A 21395-nucleotide genomic window follows, 5' to 3' on the forward strand; every position below is an offset into this window, starting at 1 on the left:
CCGAAGAGGACGGTGACCAACCCGCTGAACTGGGGAATGTGTCAGCGTCCTGCCCGAAAAATCTAGGGGAAGAACTTCTTCCCCGAGGTTCGCAGTCATCCGCGAGAATTTTCTGGGGGAGGACACCAAGGGTAGGGGAAGAAGTTTCTTCCCCTACTTTTGTGGCGGATCGCGATTCCTTCGCTCGACGACGATGTTCCCGGTTCCGAGGACTGCGCTGCGACAGGGACCTCGTCCCTGTTTCTAATCAGAGACCGTCGGAACCGCTGACGGTCTCTGACTACGAGTGAGGTTTCTGTGACGGTGGCCGCAATTGCGGCGGCGAGCAGGTTTCTGGCGACAAGTGCGGCTTCTGCGACGAGGCCGCGCTCCTCCGCGTGGGCGAGTGAGTCGACGGCTACTTCGCGTAGATCGCCTCGATGTCGTCGGCGAACTTCTCGGCGACGACGTTGCGCTTGACCTTCAGAGTGGGGGTCATCTCCCCGGTCTCCTCGGTGAAATCGGTGGGCAGAATCCGGAACTTCTTGATGGCCTCGGCATGCGACACGGTCGCGTTGGCGTCGTCGATCGCGGCCTGCACCGCTGCGCGCAGATCCGGGTCGTCGGCCAGTTGGGCGACCGTGGCCGCTGCCGGCTTGCCGTTGCGTTCCTTCCAGGCCGGGAATGCCTCCGGGTCGATGGTGATGAGTGTCGCGATGAACGGCTTCTGGTCGCCGACGACCATCGCCTGTGACACGAGGGCGCTGGCGCGGATGACGTCTTCGAGGCCGGCGGGGGAGACGTTCTTGCCGCCCGCGGTGACGATCAGTTCCTTCTTGCGGCCGGTGATGGTGATGAATCCTTCGCCGTCGACCTTGCCCAGGTCTCCGGTGTGGAACCAGCCGTCGGTGACCGCTGTCGCCGTCGCCTCCGGGTTCTGCCAGTACTCCTTGAACACCACGCCGCCGCGCAGCAACACCTCGCCGTCCTCGGCGATGGCAACTTCGTTGCCGGCCAACGGCTTTCCGACGGAGCCGATCTTTCTCGCGGCCGGTGTGTTCACGCTGAACGCGGCCGTGGTCTCGGTGAGACCGTAGCCCTCGTACACCGGGATGCCGACGCCGGAGAAGAAGTGACCGAGACGCGCACCGAGCGGTGCGCCACCGGAGATGGCCATGGCGCATTCGCCGCCGAGAGCGGCACGCAGCTTCTTGTAGACCAGGGCGTCGAAGAGGGCGTGCTTGGCCTTGAGGACCAGGCCGACCTGACCACGTTCGGATGCCTTCGAATACGCGACGGCGGTGTCGGCGGCCGCGTCGAAGATCTTGCCCTTGCCGCCGTCGTGTGCACCCTGGCGGGCGGTGTTGTAGACCTTCTCGAACACGCGGGGGACCGAGAGGATGAGGGACGGCTTGAACCGTGCGAACTCCGGTACCAGGGTCGAGGTGTCGGCGTAGTGGCCCACCTGCGCGCCCGCCTCGATTGCGACGAGGGTGATGGCCCGGGCGAGAACGTGGGCCAGTGGCAGGAACATGAGCAGTCGCTTCTCGGGCCGGCGCTGCAACTCGTCGAGGAGATCTCCTTCGAGTACGCCCCGGACCTCCGACAGCATGTTCGCGTGGGTGAGTTCACAGCCCTTGGGGCGTCCGGTGGTTCCCGACGTGTAGATCAGGGTGGCCGGGTCGGCCGAACCGACGGTCGCACGACGCTTGGTGACCTCGTCGTCGTGGACGTCTGCACCCGTCTCGGTCAGTTGGGCGACCGCGCTCGGTCCGTCGGTCCGATCGATCTGGAACACCGCGATCGTGTCGGGCAGCGTCTGGATCGAGTTGAATGCGTCGCGATGCCCGTCGTCTTCCAGAATGATCACGGTGGCGCCGGAATCCTGCATGATCCATTCGATCTGGCCCGCCGAGGACGAGTCGTAGATCGGGACCGTGATGGCACCCGCCGACCAGATGGCGAAATCGATGAGCGTCCATTCCAGGCGGGTTCGGGAGAGCAGTGCGACGCGGTCGCCGGGCTTCACCCCGGACGCGATCAGGCCCTTGGCGATCGCGGTGATGCGTTCGACGGACTCGCGGGCGCTCATCGGCACCCACTCGTCGCCCCGCTTGTGGAGGAAAACGGTGCGATCGGGGGTCTTGTCGGCGATGTCGAAAATGATGTCGGTGCAATTGTCCTCGGCGGCGATGGTGAACTTCGCCGAAACGCTGAACGGCTGGACATCGGTTTCGGTCATCGGTGACCCCTCTCGAGTACTGCGGTATTCGTCGACACCAATGGTATAGCCGTCGGCCAACCGGACCTCGCGCGACGGCGCAGTTGGGGGCCCTACCGTCGCCTGTGGTGCATGTGTGAAGCTAATGTCGTGACGAGTATTCAGGTGGCCGATGCGACATTTGTCGCCGCGGCCCCGGCCTTGGTGGCCGACGTGATCGCCGATCGCGCCCGTTGGCGACGCTGGTGGCCGGATCTGTCGCTGACCGTCACCGAGGACCGCGGCGCCCAGGGGGTGCGGTGGACGGTGGACGGGCCGTTGCGGGGGACGATGGAGGTCTGGTGTGAAGCGGTACTCGACGGCTTTGTCCTCCACTACTTCCTGCATGCCGAACCCGCCGGCTCGCTCGGCGATCGAATTGCGGGCTCGGCCGCGGATCTGGCGCAGGAGAACAAGCAACGTCGGGTGGCGGGCAAGGTGATGTCCTTCGCGGTCAAGGATGACCTCGAATCGGGGCGCATCGTCGGCGGCCCGGCAGTCGGGGTGCAGGCGTCCGGGCTGGACGCGTCAGGGGTCGGAACACACTGATGGCCGACCACACCGAGCGCGACATCATCATCAATGCCGACGCGGCCGACATCCTGGCGGTCATCGCGGATTTCGCGAACTATCCGGAGTGGGTCTCGGCCGCGCGGGAGGTCGAGGTGCTGAGCACCGACGCGTCCGGACGCGCCCAGCAGGTACGATTCGTCCTTGACGCGGGTGTCCTGCAGGACACGTATGTGCTTGCCTACGAATGGGATTCGCACGGCGAAGGCGTGTCGTGGCGTCTCGTCTCCAGTGAACTCCAGCGCGATCAGCGCGGCCGGTACGTGCTCACCGAGCAGGTGCCGGGTTCGACGAAGGTCACTTACGAGTTGATGGTCGACCTCGTGGTGCCCCTGATCGGTGCACTGAAACGCCGTGCGGAGAAGGCGATCACGGACGCCGCCCTGCACGACCTGAAGAAAAGGGTCGAAGGCTGATCGATCTCACACCGATCCATCTGGTGCTCGGTCCCGGGGGTTGTGGCGTGTCTGTCGTCGCGACGGCCGGGGCGGCAGAGCGGCCCCGCGCGCCGCGTGACAGCCGACAGTCTGTCACGCGGCCGGCTCGGCACACCCTGCTCGTCACGCTGGACCGCAATTCGCCGACCGCGTCGTGGGCGGGCGTGTACCGGCAGCCCGGCGAGGTGGTCGCGGTGTCGCAATACCTGCACCTGCTGACCCTCGATCGTCTCGACCTCAGCGAGCAGACCTGGGCGGCATTTGTCGACGTTCTCTCCGAGAGCGTCCGACGGTCGAAGGTCGCCCTACCCGGTGTCGGCACAATTGCCGGCGTGGACGCGGCCGAATTGACCGCCTTGCCCGGGATCGAGGATTTCCTGTTGCTGCGCAGGATTCGCGACGAGGCGACCAGCGGACAATGGCAGCGGATCGTCGTCGACTGCTCCGGAGTCGGTGATCCGTTCGCGTTTCTGCGGGCGGCCGCGGTTCTCTCGCAGGCGCTCAACCGCTTCTGGCCGCGTCACCGGCGGCTCGCAGCCGCAGCGGAGCGTCCGGCGATGGCGGCGCTCACGGCTGCGGTCGACGCGATCGACCGCGACTGCGCAGACCTCTCCGAACTCATCACCGATGCGTCCGCCGTCGCAGTGCATCTCGTCGTCGGGGCCGACGATCGTGGCTGCCGGCTCGTCGCGCCGATGCTTGCCGACATCGACGTGATGGGACTGCCGCTGACGTCGGTGGTGGTCAACGAGGCCGGCGGACCGGGCAGCCAGGACGTCGTGGCCCAACTGAACGATCTCGTCGCCGAGCGGTCGGAGTCCGCGGGCGTCGTGGTCGGGGTCCGGGCCGTGGGCCGCGCGCCCGACACGATCGACCGTCTCGCCCGGCTGCGCAAGCTCGGCGTCACATTGGCGGCACCACACGGCGTTCCTCAGGGCTCCGCGGCAGCGATGGTGGAGTCCGTCGGTGGCGCCGGCGTGCAAGCCACGTATCGAATGTCGTGGCCACAGGGATTGCCCGACCCCGACGGACTGGTGCTCGGACGCAGCGGGGACGACCTGCTGGTGAGCGTGTCGGGATTCCGGCACCCGATCCGGTTGCCGTCGATGCTGCGCCGGTGCACCGTGGTGGATGCGGAGTGGGACGGCGTGCGTCTGGCCATCAGCTTCGTGCCCGATCCTGCGGTGTGGCCGAAGCGGTGATGTCGGGTAGCGTCTGGAACCTGTGCCCCTGCGGGGCTTGTACTCCCGTCCGGAAGGAGCGTGCTCGTTCATGAGCGCCGATGACGACGACGGCGACCGCACAAACCATGGCGGGTCGGCCGGTGCGGGAGCCCACCAGAGCGATATGGTGCGCGACTTGCTGCTGGGATTGGCCGGTCAGATCGATCAGGTCGCGGCCATGTTCGGCGGGAATCGCTCACGGCGTACCGATGCTGATGGTGCCGACACCGACCAGACCTTCGGCGCCGGATCGTTCGGATCCGGGCAGGCCGCTGCCGGAGCGTTTTCTGCGGGAGCCGGACTGGGAGACGTGTCGGGCGAGATCACCTCGCTGCTCGCCGAGATCGGCGATCTGCTGGCACGACTGATCGCGGCACTCATCGCAGTACTGGAGGCGATCGCCAAGGCGTTGCGTTCGACGCCCGCCGACACGTCGCCGCCCCGGCACTACCAGCCGATCGCCGTGCGCATCGATTCGCCACGCGCCTCTCGGCCACCGTTCCCCGAACCCTCGCCCCCTCGGGCCACCGGTCCGGAGTCCACCGAGGACCGACCGAAGGAGTGATCTCATGGGCGAGTTGACGATCGGTATCGACATCGGCGGCACCAGCGTGCGCGCGTCGGTGGTCGACGACCACGGCGCCATGCTCGACACCCTTCGTGCCGCCACCCCGCCGACCGCGCAGGCGCTCGAGCACTGTCTGGATCGACTGGTCGGCGAACTCACCTCGAGGTGGGCGGCCAAAGCCGTCGGACTGGCCATCGCCGGGTTTCTGACGCCGGACCGGCAGGTGATCAGATTCGCCCCGCACCTGCCGTGGCGTGAGGCGCGGGTCGCCGAGGAGATGACCCGGCGCATCGGCATCCCGGTCTTCGCCGAGCACGACGCCAACTCGGCGGCGGTCGCCGAGTATCGCTTCGGCGCGGCCGCCCGCGGACACAATTCGCTGGTCCTGGCGATCGGGACCGGTATCGGCGCCGGCCTGTTGATCGACGGTGAGATCTACCGCGGGAGTTTCGGTGTCGCACCGGAATTGGGGCATCTGACGATCGTTCCCGACGGTCGGGTGTGTTCCTGTGGAAAGCGGGGGTGCTGGGAGCGGTACTGCAGCGGCACGGCGCTTGTCGACACCGTCGTCGAACTGCTCGCCGACGGCAATTGGGGCCGCAGTCAGCTCGCCGCCGATGTCGCGGCCGACCCGGGGGCGCTGACCGGTCGCCGGGTCGCGGGCGCCGCGGCCGACGGTGACGCGGTCGCGCTGGCGGCGTTCACGCAGTTCGCCGCCTCCCTCGGTCAGGGTCTGGCCATGATCGCCGACATCTTCGATCCCGACCTGATCGTGCTGGCCGGCGGCGTCGGTGCGGCGTCGGGTCTGTTCCTCGACGAGGCGCGCGAGCATTACGCACGTCTGGTCACGGGCGCCGGGCATCGACAGCTCGCCCGGATTCGGGGTACGCAGCTCGGCGAATCGGCCGGGGTGATCGGGGCCGCGGAGGTCGCGCGGCAGGGACTGCGCGCGCCGGCACCCCGGATGCAGTTGAGTACGGATGATCTTGTGCGCCAACAGCCTCACCCGTTGGCCGGACGGACGTCCGACCAACTTCTGGGATGAGTGGTGCTGGACAGGACCACCAAGTCACACAAACATTGCGGCACGGGCCGTGCGATGACGAACCCCGGCGTGGGTGGGTAGAGTTCTGCTCCGGGTATGGTCGCTGCGGTGAGTCGGTGAGGGAGAGTGCAGATGTGGTACTGGGCGTTCAAATACATCTTCTTGGGTCCACTTCTGCGCGTGCTCGGCCGACCCCGGATCGAGGGGTTGGAGAACATCCCTGATCGCGGGCCCGCGATCCTGGCCAGCAATCACCTCGCGGTGATGGACAGCTTCTTCCTGCCCCTGATGGTGAACCGGCGCATCTACTTCCTGGCCAAGTCCGAGTACTTCACCGGCACCGGCCTCAAGGGCGCCTTCCAGCGGTGGTTCTTCACCGCTGTCGGCCAGATCCCCATCGACCGGTCGGGTGCGCAGGCCGCGGAGGGAGCGCTGATCTCCGCGCGCCGTCAGTTGGAGAAGGGTGAGCTGATGGGGATGTACCCCGAGGGCACCCGTTCACCTGACGGTCGTCTGTTCAAGGGCAAGACGGGGCTGGCCCGGATCGCGCTGGACACCGGCGTGCCGGTGATTCCGGTCGCGATGATCGGAACCAACAAGTTCAACCCGCCCGGCAGCGTGCTCCCGCGTCCGTCGAAGGTGGTCGTGAAGGTCGGCAAACCTCTCGACTTCGCCCGCTACGAGGGCATGCAGGGCAACCGGTTCATCGAACGCGCGGTGACCGACGAGATCATGTACGAGCTCATGCAGCTCACCGGCCAGCAGTACGTCGACATCTACGCCGCGTCGCTCAAGGACAAGAAGCCGGCTGCCGAGCCGCCGGCGGCCTCCGCCGACGCTGCCTGAAGCGATCGTCAGCCGGCACCGAGGGTTTTCAACCAGCGTTGTGCGGCTCGTCGACCGATGCGGCCGGGCGCCTCGGCGCCAGCGTCGTCGACGTCACCTCGTTGGTTTCCGACGACGACAGCAGGCCGATGAGCGAGGGCAGCCACTCCCGATCGGCGGGCACCACGTCGTCGAGGTCGACGTGGCGCAGGTCGTCCGCCGACATCCAGCGCAGATCGAGATGTTCGAGCGCCTGCGGTGTCCCGTTGGTCAGGCGCGCCGCGTAGGCCCGGAGCACGAGGTCGTCGCGGAGTGCGACCTCGGTGCCGACACGATCGAGCGGTTCGACGTCGACGCCGAGCTCTTCGCGGATCTCGCGGCGCACGGCGTCGTGCGCGGACTCACCCAGCTCGACCCGTCCGCCCGGGAGTTCCCATTTGCCCGCCAGGTCCGACGGCCGCGCACGTTGGGCGAGCAGGAGGCGTCCGTCGTCGATGATGGCCGCGGCAACCACCTCGGTGCGAGCCCGGCTGCGTGTCACGGCGATCCAGGGCGTCACGGCGATCCAGGCCAGAGTGGCCAGGGCGATCACCGACCACGCGCTGCCCAGGATCGCGACGAGGGCCGCGGGCAGCTCCCGGCTCGACTCGTCGATCGTCTTCAGAATCCACGGAATCCCGATCGCCGCGACGGCAATCCACACGCCGAGCACCACTTTCGCGCCCATCAGGCGGGCTCCGCCGCCGTAGACCAGCCAGACGGCCAGGGGCAGCAGCCACACCCAGTGATGCACCCACGAGATGGGCGACACCAGCAGGCCGAGCAGCTGGACCACCATCAGGACGCCGAACGTGTCGTCGCGGACCACGCGCCACGCCGCCACGGCCAGCACCAGCGCGAGGGCGACCGCGACCAGCCAGATCCAGGACGACCCGACGTCGTGTCCGGCGATCCGGGAGAGCGATCCGCGCATGCTCTGGTTGATCACCCGGGCCACGGGACCGATGCGGTCGGCGTCGCCGAGTAGTTCGCCGTAGTACGTGCGCGTCACCGACGGGAAGAACAGCAGGCAGCCCAGAATGGTGGCGACGAAGGCGCCGGCCGCGGCCACAGCGCCGAGCGGTTTGCGGACCGCGAGATACCAGAGCCCGGTGATCGCCGGCGTGAGTTTGATGCCGGCGAGCAAGCCGATCAGCGCACCGCCCATGATCTGGCCGCGCTCGGTTCGCGCCATCGACACGGCCAGGAGGGTGCAGAACATCAGGAAGACGTTGATCTGTCCGTAGTCGAGGGTGACGCGCACCGGTTCGCACCAGATCGCGATCGCGGCCCATACCGCCGCCAGGGCGTACACGCCGGTGGTCCGCCCGCAGAGCCGCAGGGCGAGCACCACACTCCCGTACAACGTGGCAAAGGTGGCGAGTTCCCACAGGATCGCGACGAGGCTGAACGGCAGCAACGACAGCGGATAGAGCACGACGGCCGCAAACGGCGGATAGGTGAACGGCAACGCGAAGTCCGTGGAGCCCGAGTAGGTGAACAGGTACAGGGAGCCGTCGGCGAGACCGGCCGACCCGTCGCGATAAACGTGCAGGTCCACGAAGTTCCTGCCGTTGGCGTTCGCCGCATCCCAGATCAGCCGAGCGATGATCGAGGCCGCCAGGATCGCGGTTGCCAGCACAGACCTGGAGCGCACGAGTTCCAAGGGTAGCGACCTGCGTACGGGGCGTGTCGGCGGCCTGTCAGGCATCGGGTCCGATACCCCCTGACTGCCGTGACGGCACCTCGTTGCGGGTCCGCATTGCGGGTGTGACCAATACTTGTGCGTATGCGGTACTTCTATGACTCGGAGTTTATCGAGGACGGCTCGACAATCGAGTTGGTGTCGATCGGTGTCGTCGCCGAGGACGGTCGCGAGTTCTACGCGGTGTCGACCGAGTTCGACCCCGGCCGGGCCGGCGAGTGGGTGCGCGCCAACGTGTTACCGAAGCTGCCGTCCCCGTCGTCGCCGCACTGGCGGGACCGTCGGCGCATACGTGAGGACTTGCTCGCGTTCTTCGACGAGGGAGGCGGCGATGTCGAACTCTGGGCGTGGGTCGGTGCCTACGATCACGTGGTCCTCTGCCAGCTGTGGGGCCCGATGACTGCTCTGCCACGTCAGATCCCGCGCTTCACCCGTGAGCTTCGTCAGCACTGGGAGGCTGCCGGTCGGCCCGCATTGCCCCCGTCGCCACGGGACGCGCACGACGCCCTGACCGACGCCCGCCACAACCTGCGCAAGTGGGAGGCGATCGAACGCGCCCGCCACAGCTGAACCCGGCACCGGCGAACACCGTCCGCTGATCTACCCTGGGCAGCGTGGTGAACTGGACCGTAGACGTTCCGATCGATGAACTTCCCGAGCTGCCGCCGCTCCCCGGCGACCTCGAAGCGCGTTTCCGTGACGCCATCGGCCGGCCGGCGCTCCAGCAGCCGAGCTGGCCCGCCGACGAGGCACGCAAGATGCGCACGGTGCTCGAGAGCGTGCCGCCGATCTGCATGCCCGCCGAGGTCGAGGCGCTGTCGACGCAGCTTGCCGAAGTCGCCGAGGGCCGCGCATTCCTGCTGCAGGGCGGCGACTGTGCGGAGACCTTTGCCGACAACACCGAACCGCACATCAAGGGCAACATCCGCACGCTGCTGCAGATGGCGGTGGTGCTGACCTACGGCGCGAGCCTGCCGGTGGTCAAGTTGGCCCGGATCGCCGGTCAGTACGCCAAGCCGCGGTCGTCGAACACCGACGCGCTGGGCCTGCCGTCCTACCGCGGCGACATGGTGAACGGTTTCCCGGCCGACGAGGCGGTACGCGCACACGACCCGTCGCGACTGGTGCGGGCCTACGCCAACGCCGCGGCGGCGATGAACCTGGTGCGAGCGCTCACCGGCTCCGAGGCCGACCTGCGTCGTGTCCACGACTGGAACCGCGAGTTCGTCCGCACCTCACCCGCGGGTGCGCGCTACGAAGCACTGGCGTCGGAGATCGACCGTGGCCTGCGCTTCATGGACGCCTGCGGCGTCACCGACTCGAGTCTGGCCTCGGCGGCCATTTTCGCCTCACACGAGGCGCTGGTCCTCGACTACGAGCGAGCCATGCTGCGCCTCGCCGACGACCCCCGCCCGGCATCCGGCGATTCCGGCGGCAAGGTGCTCTACGACCTCTCGGCCCATTACCTGTGGATCGGGGAGCGCACCCGCCAGCTCGACGGCGCGCACATCGCGTTCGCGGAGCTGATCAGCAACCCGATCGGGGTCAAGATCGGTCCCACGACCACGCCCGAACAGGCCGTCGAGTACGTCGAGCTGCTCGATCCGCACAAGCGGCCGGGCCGCCTGACGCTGGTCGCTCGCATGGGCAACGGCAAGGTGCGCGACGTGCTGCCGGCGATCGTGTCCGCGGTCGAGGCGACCGGGCACAAGGTCATCTGGCAGTGCGATCCCATGCACGGCAACACCCACGAGGCCTCCACCGGTTTCAAGACGCGTCACTTCGATCGCATCGTCGACGAGGTCCAGGGCTTCTTCGAGGTGCACCACGCGCTGGGCACCCACCCGGGCGGTGTGCACATCGAACTGACAGGTGAGAATGTCACCGAATGTCTCGGTGGGGCACAGGACATCTCGGACCTCGACCTGGCCGGTCGCTACGAGACCGCGTGCGACCCCCGACTGAACACCCAGCAGTCGCTGGAGCTCGCGTTCCTGGTCGCGGAGATGCTGCGCGGATAGGCGTGCGGGTGTGGGAAGAGCCCATCCCCGCTCCCTGAGGTGCGAGGAGCGCAAGCCGCCGGGTTGAGGAGCGACGAGGGAGCGAAGCGACCCGACGCGTCTCGAAACCGACGAGCCTCGAAGGGCTGGTGAGACAACAAGGTCATCTCACAGGGGGCTTCGAGGCTCGCAGGCTCGCACAGCCATCGGAAGCGCCGGGCTCGTCAGATCAGCGCACCCCGAGGTAGTGATGGCCCGTCCACCAGGCGACCGCACCCAGGCCAACCGCGACCGCGAGCACGGCAAGCAGCCACAGCACAGAGCGCAGGCGGCTGCCGACCTGGGGTTCGACGTCGTCGAGGGCGCCGGATCGTCGTGGTGTTGCGGCGTTCGGTGGCGCGTCGTCGGCGTGGTCGCGCTCCGGCGGTGGCGTGTGGGCCGGCGGTTCCGGACGGTCCGCCGCAGCTCCTGCGCCCGACCCCCTTGCGCCCGACTCCGATTCGGCCACATAGGGACCTGGCACCGACACCGCACGGGTGCCGTGCAGCCGAGGACCGGCCGGGCGGTGGCGCGCCATCGTGACGCGCTCGGCGGATCGGCGTGGCGCGGGCACGGTGAACGGCGGCAGATCGAGATCGTCGGCCATCGCCAGCAATGCCTGTCGCATGGCGAATCCGTTCGGATACCGGTGTGCCGGATCGCGTTCGGTGGCGCACAGGATGATCTCGTCGAGTTCGGGGGGCACCCCGGCGATGACGTCGCCGGGCGCCGGGACGTCGAAGTTGAGGCGCTGATAAGCCAGGGCCAGTGGGGTGTCGCCGCGGAAAGGGGTTCGGCCGGTGAGTAGTTCGAACAACATCACCCCGGTCGAGTAAACGTCGCTGCGTGCGTCCGCGTGTGAGGATTCCACCTGCTCGGGGGACAGGTAGGCGGCGGTGCCGAGGATGACGCTGGCCGACGTCACCCCTGCTTCGGCGACGGCGCGGACAAGTCCGAAGTCGGCGACCTTCACGTCGCCGGAATCGGAGATGAGGACGTTCTCAGGCTTCACATCCCGATGCACCAGCCCGGCGGCGTGCGCGGTGCCGAGGCCGCCGAGCACGGGGTCGGCGACGGCGACCACGGCATGCGGCGGCATCGGTCCGCGTTCGCGCAGCAGTTCGCGGAGACTTCCGCCGTCCACCAGTTCCATGACGAGAAAGACGATCTGGTGATCGATGCCCTGGTCGTAGACGGCCACCAGACCGGGATGTTTGAGACCGGCCACTGCGCGCGCCTCGAATTCGAAGCGGCGCAGGAACAGCGGATCCCCGGCGTAGCGGTCGTCCATGATCTTCACCGCGACGTCGCGTCCGAGCCGCAGGTCGACCCCGAGGTAGACCGCGCTCATCCCGCCCCGCGCGATGAGCGCGTCAATGCGGTAGCGGCCCTCGACGACGACACCGAGCACCGGGTCGGCGGGACTGTTCATGTCGGTGAACTTACCGGCATCGTCGGCGTCTGGGCGTGAACGCCGTCCGCCGACCGTGATCTCATGCCACCGGAAGTCGGTGAACCGCTACTCTCTTCGTGTGAGTTCTCTACCGCTCTCGCAAGACACCCTGCTGCCGCCCGATGTGGACACGCTGTCGATCGACGAGGTGGCCAAGCGTCTCGGGGTTTCTGCGAACCGCGTCCGCACCCTGATCCGCGACCACCATCTGCTCGGCGTCTCGCGTGGCGGCGAGCCCGCGATCCCGGCACTGTTCTTCGACGACCTCGGTGTCGTCAAGCACTTCACTGGTCTCGTCGAGGTCCTCCTGGACGGGGGGTACAGCCGCGACGATGTGATGGCCTGGTTGTTCACCACGCAGGACGATCTGGAGATGCACCCGGCGCAGGCGCTGCACACACATTCGGCCCGCGAGGTCATCCGTCGGGCGCAAGCCCAGGCGTTCTGATCGCTGCGCCGTTCTGATCACTGCGCCGTTGTGGCAACCTCGCGACCGGGCGATCCCCACGCCCACCGGGCGAACCGGCCCAGCCGCAACGGATCCGGACCCAGCAACGACCATGCCGCGAGCCCGGCCAGGGCGACGGCGAGAACGAGTGCCCCCGGCTGGTAGAAGGCGATCGCATCGTCGGGCTGGAACACGATCAGCATGAACGTCGAGACCCCGACGACGGTCGCGTACACCCACCGAGGCAGTGTGAAGGCCACCGCGATGGCGAGCACCCAGGTGTAGTACCAGGGCAGCGTGGACGGCTCCAGGAGCAGCACCGCGAGCATCGCCCAGGCCATGCCGGCAACGGCGGCGCGCTCGTCGCGGCGAAACCGCCACCACAGCGTCACCAGGACGACGGCGAGCAGGCCCGCGCCGATCGCACGCGTGACCTCCAGTACCGGTTGAAGATTGAGCGCCGCCCACGGTGCGGCCAGGAGGGTGACCAGATGCGCCAGCAGGGTCGGGAGGGTGAACCAGTTGATGATGACGTCGGCCCAACCCAATCCGGTCAGCCAGCCCAGTCCGAGGCCGAGCACCAGTGTCCAGAAACCGAAGACGGCCACCGTGATCCCGACGATCGCCGCGAAACAGCCCACAACGTCACGTGCGGTCACCGGACGCCGGGAACGGATGTGGGCGAGCCAGATCCACAGCACGAACGGAATCGCGATTCCTGCGGTGATCTTGATGGACACCGCCAGGCCGAGCACGGCCAGGCCTGCGACGTGGCGGCCCTGCACCACCAGCAGCACACCCGCGACGAGGACACCCATCATGAGCAGTTCCACATGCGCCCCGGCCACCAGATGGATGAGCACCATCGGATTGAACAGGGCCAGCCACAATCCCGTTTGCCCGGATGCACCGAAATGCGTTGCCAGACGCGGAATCGCCCACAGCGACAGGAAGAGTCCGGGTAGCAGTACCAGCCGCATGGCCAGCACACCCAGGATCACGTGATCGCCGGTGATCTCCGACACCGTCCGGATCACCCCGACGAAGAAGGGACCATACGGGGCAGTGGTGGTCGCCCAGACCTGGGCCATGCTGTCCACGAGTGGGCCAGGGCGGTGGGCGGGACCGTCGGCGTAAGGGTCGAAACCCGCTCCGAACACCGCGCCCTGGGCGAGGTAGGCGTAGACGTCGCGGCTGTACACCGGCACGGTGACCATCAGTGGCGCCGCCCACGCGAGCAGCCAGCGCCGGAGCGTCGCGACGCTCGGCGCGTCGCCGGCAAAGATGCGTCGTCCCACCCGAACCCACGCGATCACCATCGCCGCCACCCCGGTCCAGAAGATGACCGCCGAGAGATTCTTGCCGTGTCCGTAGGTGATCCAGCTGAGGCCGAGATCGGTGAGCAGCCCGCTGTTGCGCGGCGGGTCGCCGACACCGAAAGCGCCCAGACACACCAGGATCGACCCGACCATACCGATGGCGAGGTCCGCCCGGGCCGTGCCGTTGAGTCCGGCTCGGACGGGTGTCGTGTGGGTGCCGGCCGTGTCGGTCATGTCTCGCGGTAGGCGGTGCGATGCGCCACGGCGCTCAGTTCGGCCCGGATGTCGGGGCCGATGTCGATGCGGTCGAGTACCGCGAGGGCTGAGGCGAGCAGCTCGGAGATCCTCGATTCGACCTCGTCAACTGCCCCGACATCGACGAGAGTTGCTCGTGCCGCAGATAATTCGCTCTCGGTGAGCTCGCGCCCGATTGTTGCGCGCAGCGCCGCCGCGCGGGCGGGCGCGGTGTCGTCGGCGCGGCGCAGGCCGATGGCCAGCAGAGCGGTGCGCTTTCCGGTGATCAGGTCGTCGCCCGACGGCTTGCCCGTGCGTTCCGGGTCCCCGAAGACCCCGAGCAGATCGTCGCGCAACTGGAAAGCGATGCCCAGATCGTGTCCGACGGACCGCAGGTCGGTGATCAGAGGTTCCGAAGCGCCGGCGAGTCGCGCACCCAGTTCCAGCGGACGGGCGACCGTGTAGGCCGCGGTCTTGTACTCCATGACCCGCAACGCCGCCTCGACCGATTCGTCGCCGCTCGCCTCGTTGACGATGTCCAGATACTGTCCGCCCAGCACTTCGGTACGCATCGAGGCCCACGTCGCACCGATCGTCGGCGACAACGGGGTCACGCCGACTGGCGCGGCCGCGCCCGGGATGTGGCCGTGGACGAGGTCGTCGGCCCAGGCCAGCGCCAGGTCACCGGCGAGGATCGCCGCCGCGATCCCGAACTGCCCGGAGTCGCCCGCCCAACCTTGATCACGGTGGCGGCCTTCGACGTCGCGGTGCACGGTCGGCCTGCCCCGTCGCGTGTCGGAGCGGTCGATGATGTCGTCGTGGATCAGCGCGCATCCCTGCACCAATTCCAGTGCGGCACATACCCGCAAGGTGTCCGACGCGGTGTAACGCGATTCGGTGTGCTCCGACGCGGTCTTCCCGCACCGCCAGCCGGCGAAGGCGAAGACCGGCCGGATTCGCTTGCCGCCCTGGAGCACGAAGTCGCGAACGATCCGCGCCGCCGTGCCCACCGCGGGAGAGATCTGTTCGGCGACCGGTGTGGTGGCCGCGAAGAAGGTGCGCAGCCGGCCCTCGACCGCCGCGGGCACCTCGTCGAGCGAGACGGGCGTGGGGATCGTGGAGGTCACCCTGTCAGGCTATGCGATGGCGTGCTCGCGGCCACAGGGCGGCGGCGCAGGGGGGTGACCGCGATCGCAGATGGTCGGGCAGCGTCCGTATCATGGTCGGGTGACTCCATCCGCTACCGGCCGTCCAGGTCAGACCCGATCCGGCCGCGCGCCGTCGATCGTCGAGAGCCTGGCTACGCCACATCGTGGCCCGATCCCGTTCTCGGTCGAGTTCATGCCGCCGCGGGATGCCGAGGGGGAGGCCCGGCTGTGGCGCGCCGTGCGCATCTTCGAGCGTTTGGGACCTGCCTTTGTGTCGATGACCTATGGAGCCGGCGGTTCCACTCGGGACCGCACGGTCCGCATCGCGGGCGAACTCGCCGCCGAGACGACGCTGCTGCCGGTCGCTCACCTGACGGCGGTCAATCACAGCGTCGCCGAGCTGCGCGCGCTCGTCGGCGCCTACGCCGACCAGGGGATCACCAACATCCTCGCGTTGCGTGGCGACCCGCCCGGCGATCCGCTCGGCGAGTGGGTCGCACATCCCGAGGGCGTGCAGTATGCGGAGGAACTCGTGCGGCTGATCGAGCGCCTCGGCGACTTCCACGTCGGCGTCGCGTCGTTCCCGGAGGGTCATCACCGGGCGCCCGATCTCGACCACGACACCCAGAACCTGGTGCGCAAGCTGCGTGCGGGCGCCGAGTACTCGATCAGTCAGATGTTCTTCGACGTCGATCACTATCTGCGGTTGCGTGATCGCGTGCACGCCGCCGACGCCGAGCAGGCCGCCAAGCCCCTGATCCCCGGTCTGATGCCGATCACCTCCCTCGCCAGCGTCCGCCGGATGGTCCAGCTCTCGGGTTCGGTGTTGCCGCCGGCGGTCGACGCCCGGCTGAGTGCCGCGGCCGGCGACGGTCCGGAGGAAGATCGTGCGGCAGTGCGGGCGGTCGGTATCGACCTCGCCACCGAGATGGCCGAGCGGCTCATCGCCGAGGGCGCACCATGCCTGCACTTCTGCAGCCTGAATTTCGCAAAGGCGACCAGCGAGGTGCTCGAGCGCCTCGGCGCCGACGTCCGCGAGGTTCTCGGCGCCCCGGCCCTGAGCAGCTGACCGCCGCTGCCTGAGTTCGTGCGGGCCGAGCCCTTCACCGCTCCCTGAGGTGCGCCCTTCGTCACGCTCGCAAGCTCGCTGCTCAGGACCCGCGAAGCGAGCCTTCACCGCTCCCTGAGGTGCGAGCTTGCGAGCCTCGAAGGGCGCTGTTGAGACAACAATGTCCTCTCACCAGGGCTTCGAGGCTCTCGGCTAGCGCCTCGAGCGCCTCAGCCGGCGGAAGGATTCGTCAGGATTTCGACGCGTCCTGCGTGGCCCGGTCGGAAGCAGACTTGGCATCTGGCTTTGACTTGGCGTCGGATTTGGCGGTCGATGGGGTCTTTGCCCGGACGGGTCGGCCGGGCCGGGGACCGCGATGGCGCGACGAGTAGGCGATCGCGACGATCACCGCGACCACGATCAGGCAGATGGCCGCCAGGAACCACGACCAGCTGCTCAACGCGGCCGTCGCCGGGTCCGGGTAGGTGGCGTCGGCGCTGAAGTCCGACGGTTTGCCCGGCTCGGGTGTCCACGTCACCGACGACTCACCGGTCTGATCGCCGTTGGTCGCGGTGATCGGTCCGGCGAAGGTCAGTGTCAACTGCACGTAGTCGCGCTGAGGTGCCAGATCGGTGAGGTCGGTGGAACCGCGGAACCGGACCACCTCACCGCTGCGTTTCGCGGTGAGATCCATGGTGACCGATGTGTCCCCGAAAGAGTCCGCGACGATGTCGCCGAGCTGGCTCAGCTGGCCGGAGGTGAGGCCGGAGAAGGTGGCCCGGGTACCCACGTGTGTCGCGCGATCGTCGTCGGCGTTGCCCGGGGTGCGCGGGGTGGTGGTGGTCGACGTCGACCCGCTCGGCCCGGGGCCGCCCGGCGTTGTCGACGGAGTGGGTGTGGCGCGGTACTCGGTGACCGAGACCAGCGAGGCCATCGACTCGGGGAGGTCCAGCTTGGGTGCGCCATGCGGATTGTCCGGCGAGGTCGCGACGACGATCGTGCCCGAATAGCGGTCACCGACGGTGGTCGACCGTTCCAGGCAACCCGACATCAGCGGGGCGGCGACCAGCAGGAGCAGGACCGCTGCGAGCATCGGGAGCCGGCGTCGTGGCGCGTCGATTGGGGAGGTCACGGTGCTCATCGTGCCAGACCGTTGCCGCGTCGCGCGCCACCGCGACGTCTGCGTGTGCGCGCGCCGAGGGCCAGCGTGGCGGCGATTCGACCACTGGCGCCGGTGACGCCGCCGCCGGGATGTGTCGAGGCGCCCGCGAGGAGGACGCCGTCCGCGCCGGGCACGCGGTGGTGTGCCAGGTCGGGGTGCGGTCGCCACATGAACATCTGGTCGATCGACATCTCCACGTGCATGATGTTGCCGCCGGTGAGTCCGAGTTCGGTTTCCAGATCAGCCGGTGTCTGCACGTGGAGGTGCTCGATGGTGTCGGTGAATCCCGGTGCGTGCCGGTCGAGTTCGCCGCAGACGGCATCGGCTGCGACCTCGCCCAACTGCGCCCACGAGCGCTCGCCCGCAAGTCGGTACGGATGCCACTGAGCCCAGAGCGTCAGCAGGTGTCGTCCGGGTGGAGCGAGGGTCGGGTCGATCGCGGAGTAACTCATGGCGACGCAGGCCGGACGCTCGGGTAGCTCGCCGACCGCCGCCGCGGCCTGGGCACGCACGAGGTGGGCGCGATCGGTGACGAGCAGACCCAGGCCGGAGTGCACGCTGTGTGCAGGCAGCCCCGATGGCAGCCCGGGATAGTCCGGCAGTGCCGTGGTGCCCACCCGAACCGCCATCCCGATGCCGTTGCCGACGACCACCGACGACCGCCACCGCCGCGCAGTGTCGGCATCGAAGCCACCCGCGGTCAGCAAGTCGAGGGTGGTGAGCACGTGGCAGGCGGCGATCACCTGATGGGTACAGCGGGGTGGCGATCCGTCGAACTCGACGCGCCAATGGTCGGAGCAGCGAGTGATCGATTCGGCCGGGGTGCCGACCGCAACCGCGCCGCCGTCGCCGGTGATGCGCGCGATCAGCGCCTGTGCGAGTGCGCCGCTGCCCCCGACGGCGCGTCCGGGTGGTATCCGGTGCATGAGTGCCGCAAACCCGACCATCGGTGCGGTGCCCGGTGCGCTCATCGGTGGTCCGGACTGCGCACCGAACCAGGCCAGCCCCGCCTTGAGGTGTTCGGAGGAGAACCAGCGGTCGAGGAGCGAGTCGCCCGAGGCCATCAGTTCTTGCGAGAGCGCCATCATCTGCCCGGCGCGGCGACCGGCGATTCCGGTGCGTGCCGTCGACGCAGTGTCACCGAGTCCGACGAACGCGCCCGCGAATCGTCCCGGCGTGGCCGGCCGGTAGAAGGTGCGCATCACGGCCTCGGCACGCGGTCCCCAGGTTGCCACGAAGCGTCGATATGCGTCGGCGTCGGCTGGGCCGCAAGCCTTTTCGATCGATGCGCAGGTGGCGTCGAGGTCGGTGCGGAACACGATGGGCGGCGCCGAGTCGGTGGCGGGGACAAATGCCCACGGATCGCAGTCCAAGTACTGCAGACCCGCCTCGGGCAGACGGAGTTCGTCGAGGATGGGGGAGTGCCGGATCATCAGATGTGCCGAGGAGCCGCGATCGACCCGGTAGCCGGGGAAGCGTTCCACCGTCGACGTGGCACCACCCGGGACCGTGTCGCGCTCCACGACGACGACGTCGCGGCCGGCCTGCGCCAGGTATGCCGCCGCGACCAGACCGTTGTGGCCCGATCCGATGACGATGGCGTCGGCGATGCCGGCCCCACCGCACGTTTGGGTGCTCACGGTTGCGGTCCGGCTGCCGGCCCGAGGTCGACCGGAAGCCGACGGCCGAGGAATGCGAAGGGGCGCGGATCGCCGGTGAACGTGAAGTTTCGCAGGACGTCGGTGAATCCCATTCGCCGGTACAGCGACCACGCGCGATTGCGTTCCTCGGGGATCTCCGGAGTGGACAGCAGGACGTGACTCTCAGGCCGTTCGGTCAGCAGCCGGCCCAGCAGCCACTGTCCGATTCCGCGACCCTGGGCGCTCGGGTGCACGTGCAGTTCGGTGAGTTCGAAATAGTCGGCCGCAATCCCTTCGACGACCTCGGCTGGATGCCCACGTTGGCGTAACCCGAGGCGGAGTTGCTGATTCCACCACTGGTCGGGCGCGCCGGTGTAGCCGTAGGCGATGCCGACGAGGACGTCGTTCTCCCCGAGCCCCACCGGCGGCTGCACCCGGCGGCGTGAGCCGGGCAGGGTGTGGGCCTCGTGCGGCGACACCGTGGTCACCGCTCCCAGCGCACGCCATCCGGGCCGCCCGATGTGCTCGCGCCACAGCGCTGCCCGGTGCACCTCCGTGCCGCGCGGGTATCCCATCGCGGTCACGTAGATGTCGAGGGCGGGTTCGAGCCACAGTCGGGCATCCTGCCCGGTCAGGGTGACCAGCCGGATCGTCAACGCCTCGCTGACCTTTCTCTCGGGATGGTCGGGGTGGGGGAACTTGTCACAACCGTCTTGAAGGATGGAGCAGAGCTAGCTATATTGAACGTGTCGAACGGGTGTTCGATGGATGTGCCTCCGCAAGCTGTTCGCGCGCACCCCGACGACGCGTCGCTTCGGCGGTGGGCGAGGGAAGCGCCTGCCGCCGGAGCGTCCGAGACGCTCCTGGAGTCTGGAGGAATCATGCGCGATCGCCGATCGCAGGCCCGACGCCGGTCGGTGCCTGCCGCGGGCCGGGTGGCTGCAGACCCGATCGTGGTGGGCCGCGCACGAGATCTGCTGGACCGTGCGCACATCCTGTTCGACAACGCGGACGGTGTCCCCGACGACCCCGAGCGATTCCGCCAGTACTACCTGGCTGCGCTACGTGCGGCGGGCGCAGCGCTCGCCGTCCACGAACTGCCCGGACGTCCGCGGCGTGGGGCCACCGACGCGTGGTCGCGCACGGTCGTCGTGGTTCCTGAGCTGGCCCGCGAGGTGCAGGTCTTCGCGTCGCTGTCGGCCACCCGCATGCGCATCGAGTCAGGGATCGTTCGAACGATCGACCCGCGCTACGTTGCCGCGATGCGCGTGGCGGTCACCGGATTCCTGCAGCACGTCGAGGCTCACGTCATCGCTTATGAGCAGGGCCGGGTGAGTCAGGGGAACGATTCGATGGGCCGTACGGCGTGACGTGAGCCGCTCACCGCGACGCCGTTGACGACAGATCGACGCAGAACGGCAGGTAATGGTGGTCGGAGGTGCATTCACCTCGTATCATGGGATCAGAACAGGCGCATTCGCATGAAAATGCGCCCGAGGGTGACGTCGTAGTCGGCGTTACGCGGCCAGTTGGGAGAAGGAGGGTCGGTGCCACTTTCGGAGCACGAGCAGCGCATGCTCGAACAGATCGAAAACGCTCTGTACGCGGAAGACCCCAAGTTTGCGTCCAGTGTGAAGCGTCGGCGCCTCGGAAAGGCGAGCGGCCGCAGGCGGCTGCAGGCCGTGGCGATCTTTGTCGTCGGGCTCGTCCTGCTGGTCGGTGGGCTCGTCGTGGGTATCGACATCGGCGGCTTCCCGATCGTGAGTCTCATCGGGTTCCTCGTCATGTTTGCCGCTGGGCTCTTCGCGCTCTGGGGCGGGGGTTCCGACGCGGCCGGCGGCGACCGATCGCGTCGGGGCGGCAAGAAGCAGTCCGGAGGGGCGGGCGCGCAGAAGCGCAAGCTGTCCGAGCGGATGGAAGAACGCTTCAATCGCCGTTTCGAGCAGGAGTGATCTGAGCACGCCACACGTCGGCTGACACGTTCGCTGACACTTTTACGTACGTACCGCCAGAGCCGCGCACCGAGGTGCGCGGCTCTCGCGCTTTCCGGTGGTCCATCCCGTCCCGATCCGAAGAGTTCGGTGAGCGGCGCTGCGACCTGGGGAAATGCGTCGGCGTCCTGCCGCAAAGTCTAGGGGAAGAACTTCCTCCCCGGGGTTCGTAGTCCTCCGCGAGAATTTTCGGCCCTTCTGCTCTGAATGTGGATGGCTAGTTAGGCGTACGGGCCGGGTGTGGGGGGGTGGGCGCACGGGC

Annotated in this window: 20 protein-coding genes; 12 read left to right on the plus strand and 8 right to left on the minus strand. The window is 68.2% G+C overall.

Features of this window, described 5'->3' with window-relative positions; all coding sequences use genetic code 11:
- Nucleotides 1-397: 397 nt before the first annotated feature.
- Nucleotides 398-2221: an AMP-dependent synthetase/ligase gene (locus tag MKW15_RS17955; RefSeq protein ID WP_240860542.1), complete on the minus strand. Its 1824-nt coding sequence runs from the start codon at nucleotides 2219-2221 to the stop codon at nucleotides 398-400.
- Nucleotides 2222-2350: 129 nt separating this feature from the next.
- Between MKW15_RS17955 and MKW15_RS17960 the strand changes: the two genes are divergently transcribed.
- The 6 genes from MKW15_RS17960 to MKW15_RS17985 all read left to right on the plus strand — a co-directional run bounded on the left by MKW15_RS17960 (nucleotide 2351) and on the right by MKW15_RS17985 (nucleotide 6928).
- Nucleotides 2351-2788, plus strand: coding sequence for a hypothetical protein (locus MKW15_RS17960; RefSeq protein ID WP_240860543.1), 438 nt, complete (start codon nucleotides 2351-2353; stop codon nucleotides 2786-2788).
- On the plus strand, nucleotides 2788-3225 hold the full coding sequence (locus MKW15_RS17965; protein ID WP_240860544.1) for an SRPBCC family protein: 438 nt from the start codon (nucleotides 2788-2790) through the stop codon (nucleotides 3223-3225). The genes MKW15_RS17960 and MKW15_RS17965 overlap by 1 nt, the downstream gene beginning before the upstream one ends.
- A gap of 20 nt (nucleotides 3226-3245) precedes the next feature.
- On the plus strand, nucleotides 3246-4448 hold the full coding sequence (locus tag MKW15_RS17970) for an ArsA-related P-loop ATPase (RefSeq protein ID WP_240860570.1): 1203 nt from the start codon (nucleotides 3246-3248) through the stop codon (nucleotides 4446-4448).
- Between the two features lie 70 nt (nucleotides 4449-4518).
- Nucleotides 4519-5034 carry a hypothetical protein gene (locus MKW15_RS17975; protein ID WP_240860546.1) on the plus strand — a complete coding sequence of 172 codons (516 nt, stop codon included), beginning with the start codon at nucleotides 4519-4521 and terminating at the stop codon, nucleotides 5032-5034.
- Nucleotides 5035-5038: 4 nt separating this feature from the next.
- Complete coding sequence (locus MKW15_RS17980; RefSeq protein ID WP_240860548.1) at nucleotides 5039-6082, plus strand: ROK family protein; 1044 nt, start codon at nucleotides 5039-5041, stop codon at nucleotides 6080-6082.
- Nucleotides 6083-6214: 132 nt separating this feature from the next.
- Nucleotides 6215-6928 carry a lysophospholipid acyltransferase family protein gene (locus MKW15_RS17985; protein WP_240860572.1) on the plus strand — a complete coding sequence of 238 codons (714 nt, stop codon included), beginning with the start codon at nucleotides 6215-6217 and terminating at the stop codon, nucleotides 6926-6928.
- A gap of 28 nt (nucleotides 6929-6956) precedes the next feature.
- On the opposite strand, the gene MKW15_RS17990 is transcribed toward MKW15_RS17985, so the two are convergent.
- Nucleotides 6957-8603, minus strand: a complete 1647-nt coding sequence (locus MKW15_RS17990) for a mannosyltransferase (protein WP_240860549.1) — start codon at nucleotides 8601-8603, stop codon at nucleotides 6957-6959.
- Between the two features lie 132 nt (nucleotides 8604-8735).
- Between MKW15_RS17990 and MKW15_RS17995 the strand changes: the two genes are divergently transcribed.
- The gene (locus MKW15_RS17995; protein WP_240860550.1) at nucleotides 8736-9221 is read left to right on the plus strand and encodes a polyadenylate-specific 3'-exoribonuclease AS; all 486 of its coding nucleotides are present in this window, start codon (nucleotides 8736-8738) and stop codon (nucleotides 9219-9221) included.
- 44 nt (nucleotides 9222-9265) lie between these two features.
- Nucleotides 9266-10672 (plus strand): class II 3-deoxy-7-phosphoheptulonate synthase, encoded by a 1407-nt coding sequence (locus MKW15_RS18000; RefSeq protein WP_240860551.1) that lies wholly within the window; start codon nucleotides 9266-9268, stop codon nucleotides 10670-10672.
- 208 nt (nucleotides 10673-10880) lie between these two features.
- Here MKW15_RS18000 and MKW15_RS18005 read toward each other — a convergent pair whose 3' ends face one another.
- The gene (locus MKW15_RS18005; protein ID WP_240860552.1) at nucleotides 10881-12122 is read right to left on the minus strand and encodes a protein kinase domain-containing protein; all 1242 of its coding nucleotides are present in this window, start codon (nucleotides 12120-12122) and stop codon (nucleotides 10881-10883) included.
- Nucleotides 12123-12222: 100 nt separating this feature from the next.
- On the opposite strand from MKW15_RS18005, the gene MKW15_RS18010 reads away from it, so the two are divergent.
- The gene (locus tag MKW15_RS18010; RefSeq protein WP_240860553.1) at nucleotides 12223-12591 is read left to right on the plus strand and encodes an Rv2175c family DNA-binding protein; all 369 of its coding nucleotides are present in this window, start codon (nucleotides 12223-12225) and stop codon (nucleotides 12589-12591) included.
- Between the two features lie 17 nt (nucleotides 12592-12608).
- Here MKW15_RS18010 and MKW15_RS18015 read toward each other — a convergent pair whose 3' ends face one another.
- Both MKW15_RS18015 and MKW15_RS18020 read right to left on the minus strand, forming a co-directional pair.
- Entirely contained in the window at nucleotides 12609-14144 is a 1536-nt protein-coding gene (locus tag MKW15_RS18015) for an alpha-(1->6)-mannopyranosyltransferase A (RefSeq protein WP_240860554.1), read from the minus strand.
- The gene (locus MKW15_RS18020) at nucleotides 14141-15271 is read right to left on the minus strand and encodes a polyprenyl synthetase family protein (RefSeq protein ID WP_240860556.1); all 1131 of its coding nucleotides are present in this window, start codon (nucleotides 15269-15271) and stop codon (nucleotides 14141-14143) included. The genes MKW15_RS18015 and MKW15_RS18020 overlap by 4 nt, the downstream gene beginning before the upstream one ends.
- A gap of 70 nt (nucleotides 15272-15341) precedes the next feature.
- Between MKW15_RS18020 and MKW15_RS18025 the strand changes: the two genes are divergently transcribed.
- Nucleotides 15342-16361, plus strand: a complete 1020-nt coding sequence (locus MKW15_RS18025) for a methylenetetrahydrofolate reductase (protein WP_276615133.1) — start codon at nucleotides 15342-15344, stop codon at nucleotides 16359-16361.
- A gap of 229 nt (nucleotides 16362-16590) precedes the next feature.
- Here the strand turns inward: MKW15_RS18025 and MKW15_RS18030 are convergent, their stop codons facing one another.
- From MKW15_RS18030 to MKW15_RS18040, 3 genes are read right to left on the minus strand one after another with little or no spacing between them, the layout of a single operon-like run.
- Nucleotides 16591-17481, minus strand: coding sequence for an LppM family (lipo)protein (locus tag MKW15_RS18030; RefSeq protein WP_374247451.1), 891 nt, complete (start codon nucleotides 17479-17481; stop codon nucleotides 16591-16593).
- Entirely contained in the window at nucleotides 17478-19142 is a 1665-nt protein-coding gene (locus tag MKW15_RS18035) for a phytoene desaturase family protein (RefSeq protein WP_240860558.1), read from the minus strand. The genes MKW15_RS18030 and MKW15_RS18035 overlap by 4 nt, the downstream gene beginning before the upstream one ends.
- The gene (locus MKW15_RS18040) at nucleotides 19139-19798 is read right to left on the minus strand and encodes a GNAT family N-acetyltransferase (RefSeq protein ID WP_240860559.1); all 660 of its coding nucleotides are present in this window, start codon (nucleotides 19796-19798) and stop codon (nucleotides 19139-19141) included. Before MKW15_RS18040 ends, MKW15_RS18035 begins: the two co-directional genes overlap by 4 nt.
- A gap of 225 nt (nucleotides 19799-20023) precedes the next feature.
- Here MKW15_RS18040 and MKW15_RS18045 point away from each other — a divergent pair, with 225 nt between their 5' ends.
- Together MKW15_RS18045 and MKW15_RS18050 are read left to right on the plus strand one after the other, a co-directional pair.
- Nucleotides 20024-20512: an SAV_6107 family HEPN domain-containing protein gene (locus tag MKW15_RS18045; RefSeq protein ID WP_240860560.1), complete on the plus strand. Its 489-nt coding sequence runs from the start codon at nucleotides 20024-20026 to the stop codon at nucleotides 20510-20512.
- A gap of 177 nt (nucleotides 20513-20689) precedes the next feature.
- Complete coding sequence (locus MKW15_RS18050) at nucleotides 20690-21094, plus strand: DUF3040 domain-containing protein (RefSeq protein ID WP_240860561.1); 405 nt, start codon at nucleotides 20690-20692, stop codon at nucleotides 21092-21094.
- The last annotated feature ends 301 nt before the right edge of the window (nucleotides 21095-21395 follow it).

The organism is Gordonia gummivorans (genome assembly GCF_022513585.1).
Taxonomy (GTDB): domain Bacteria; phylum Actinomycetota; class Actinomycetes; order Mycobacteriales; family Mycobacteriaceae; genus Gordonia.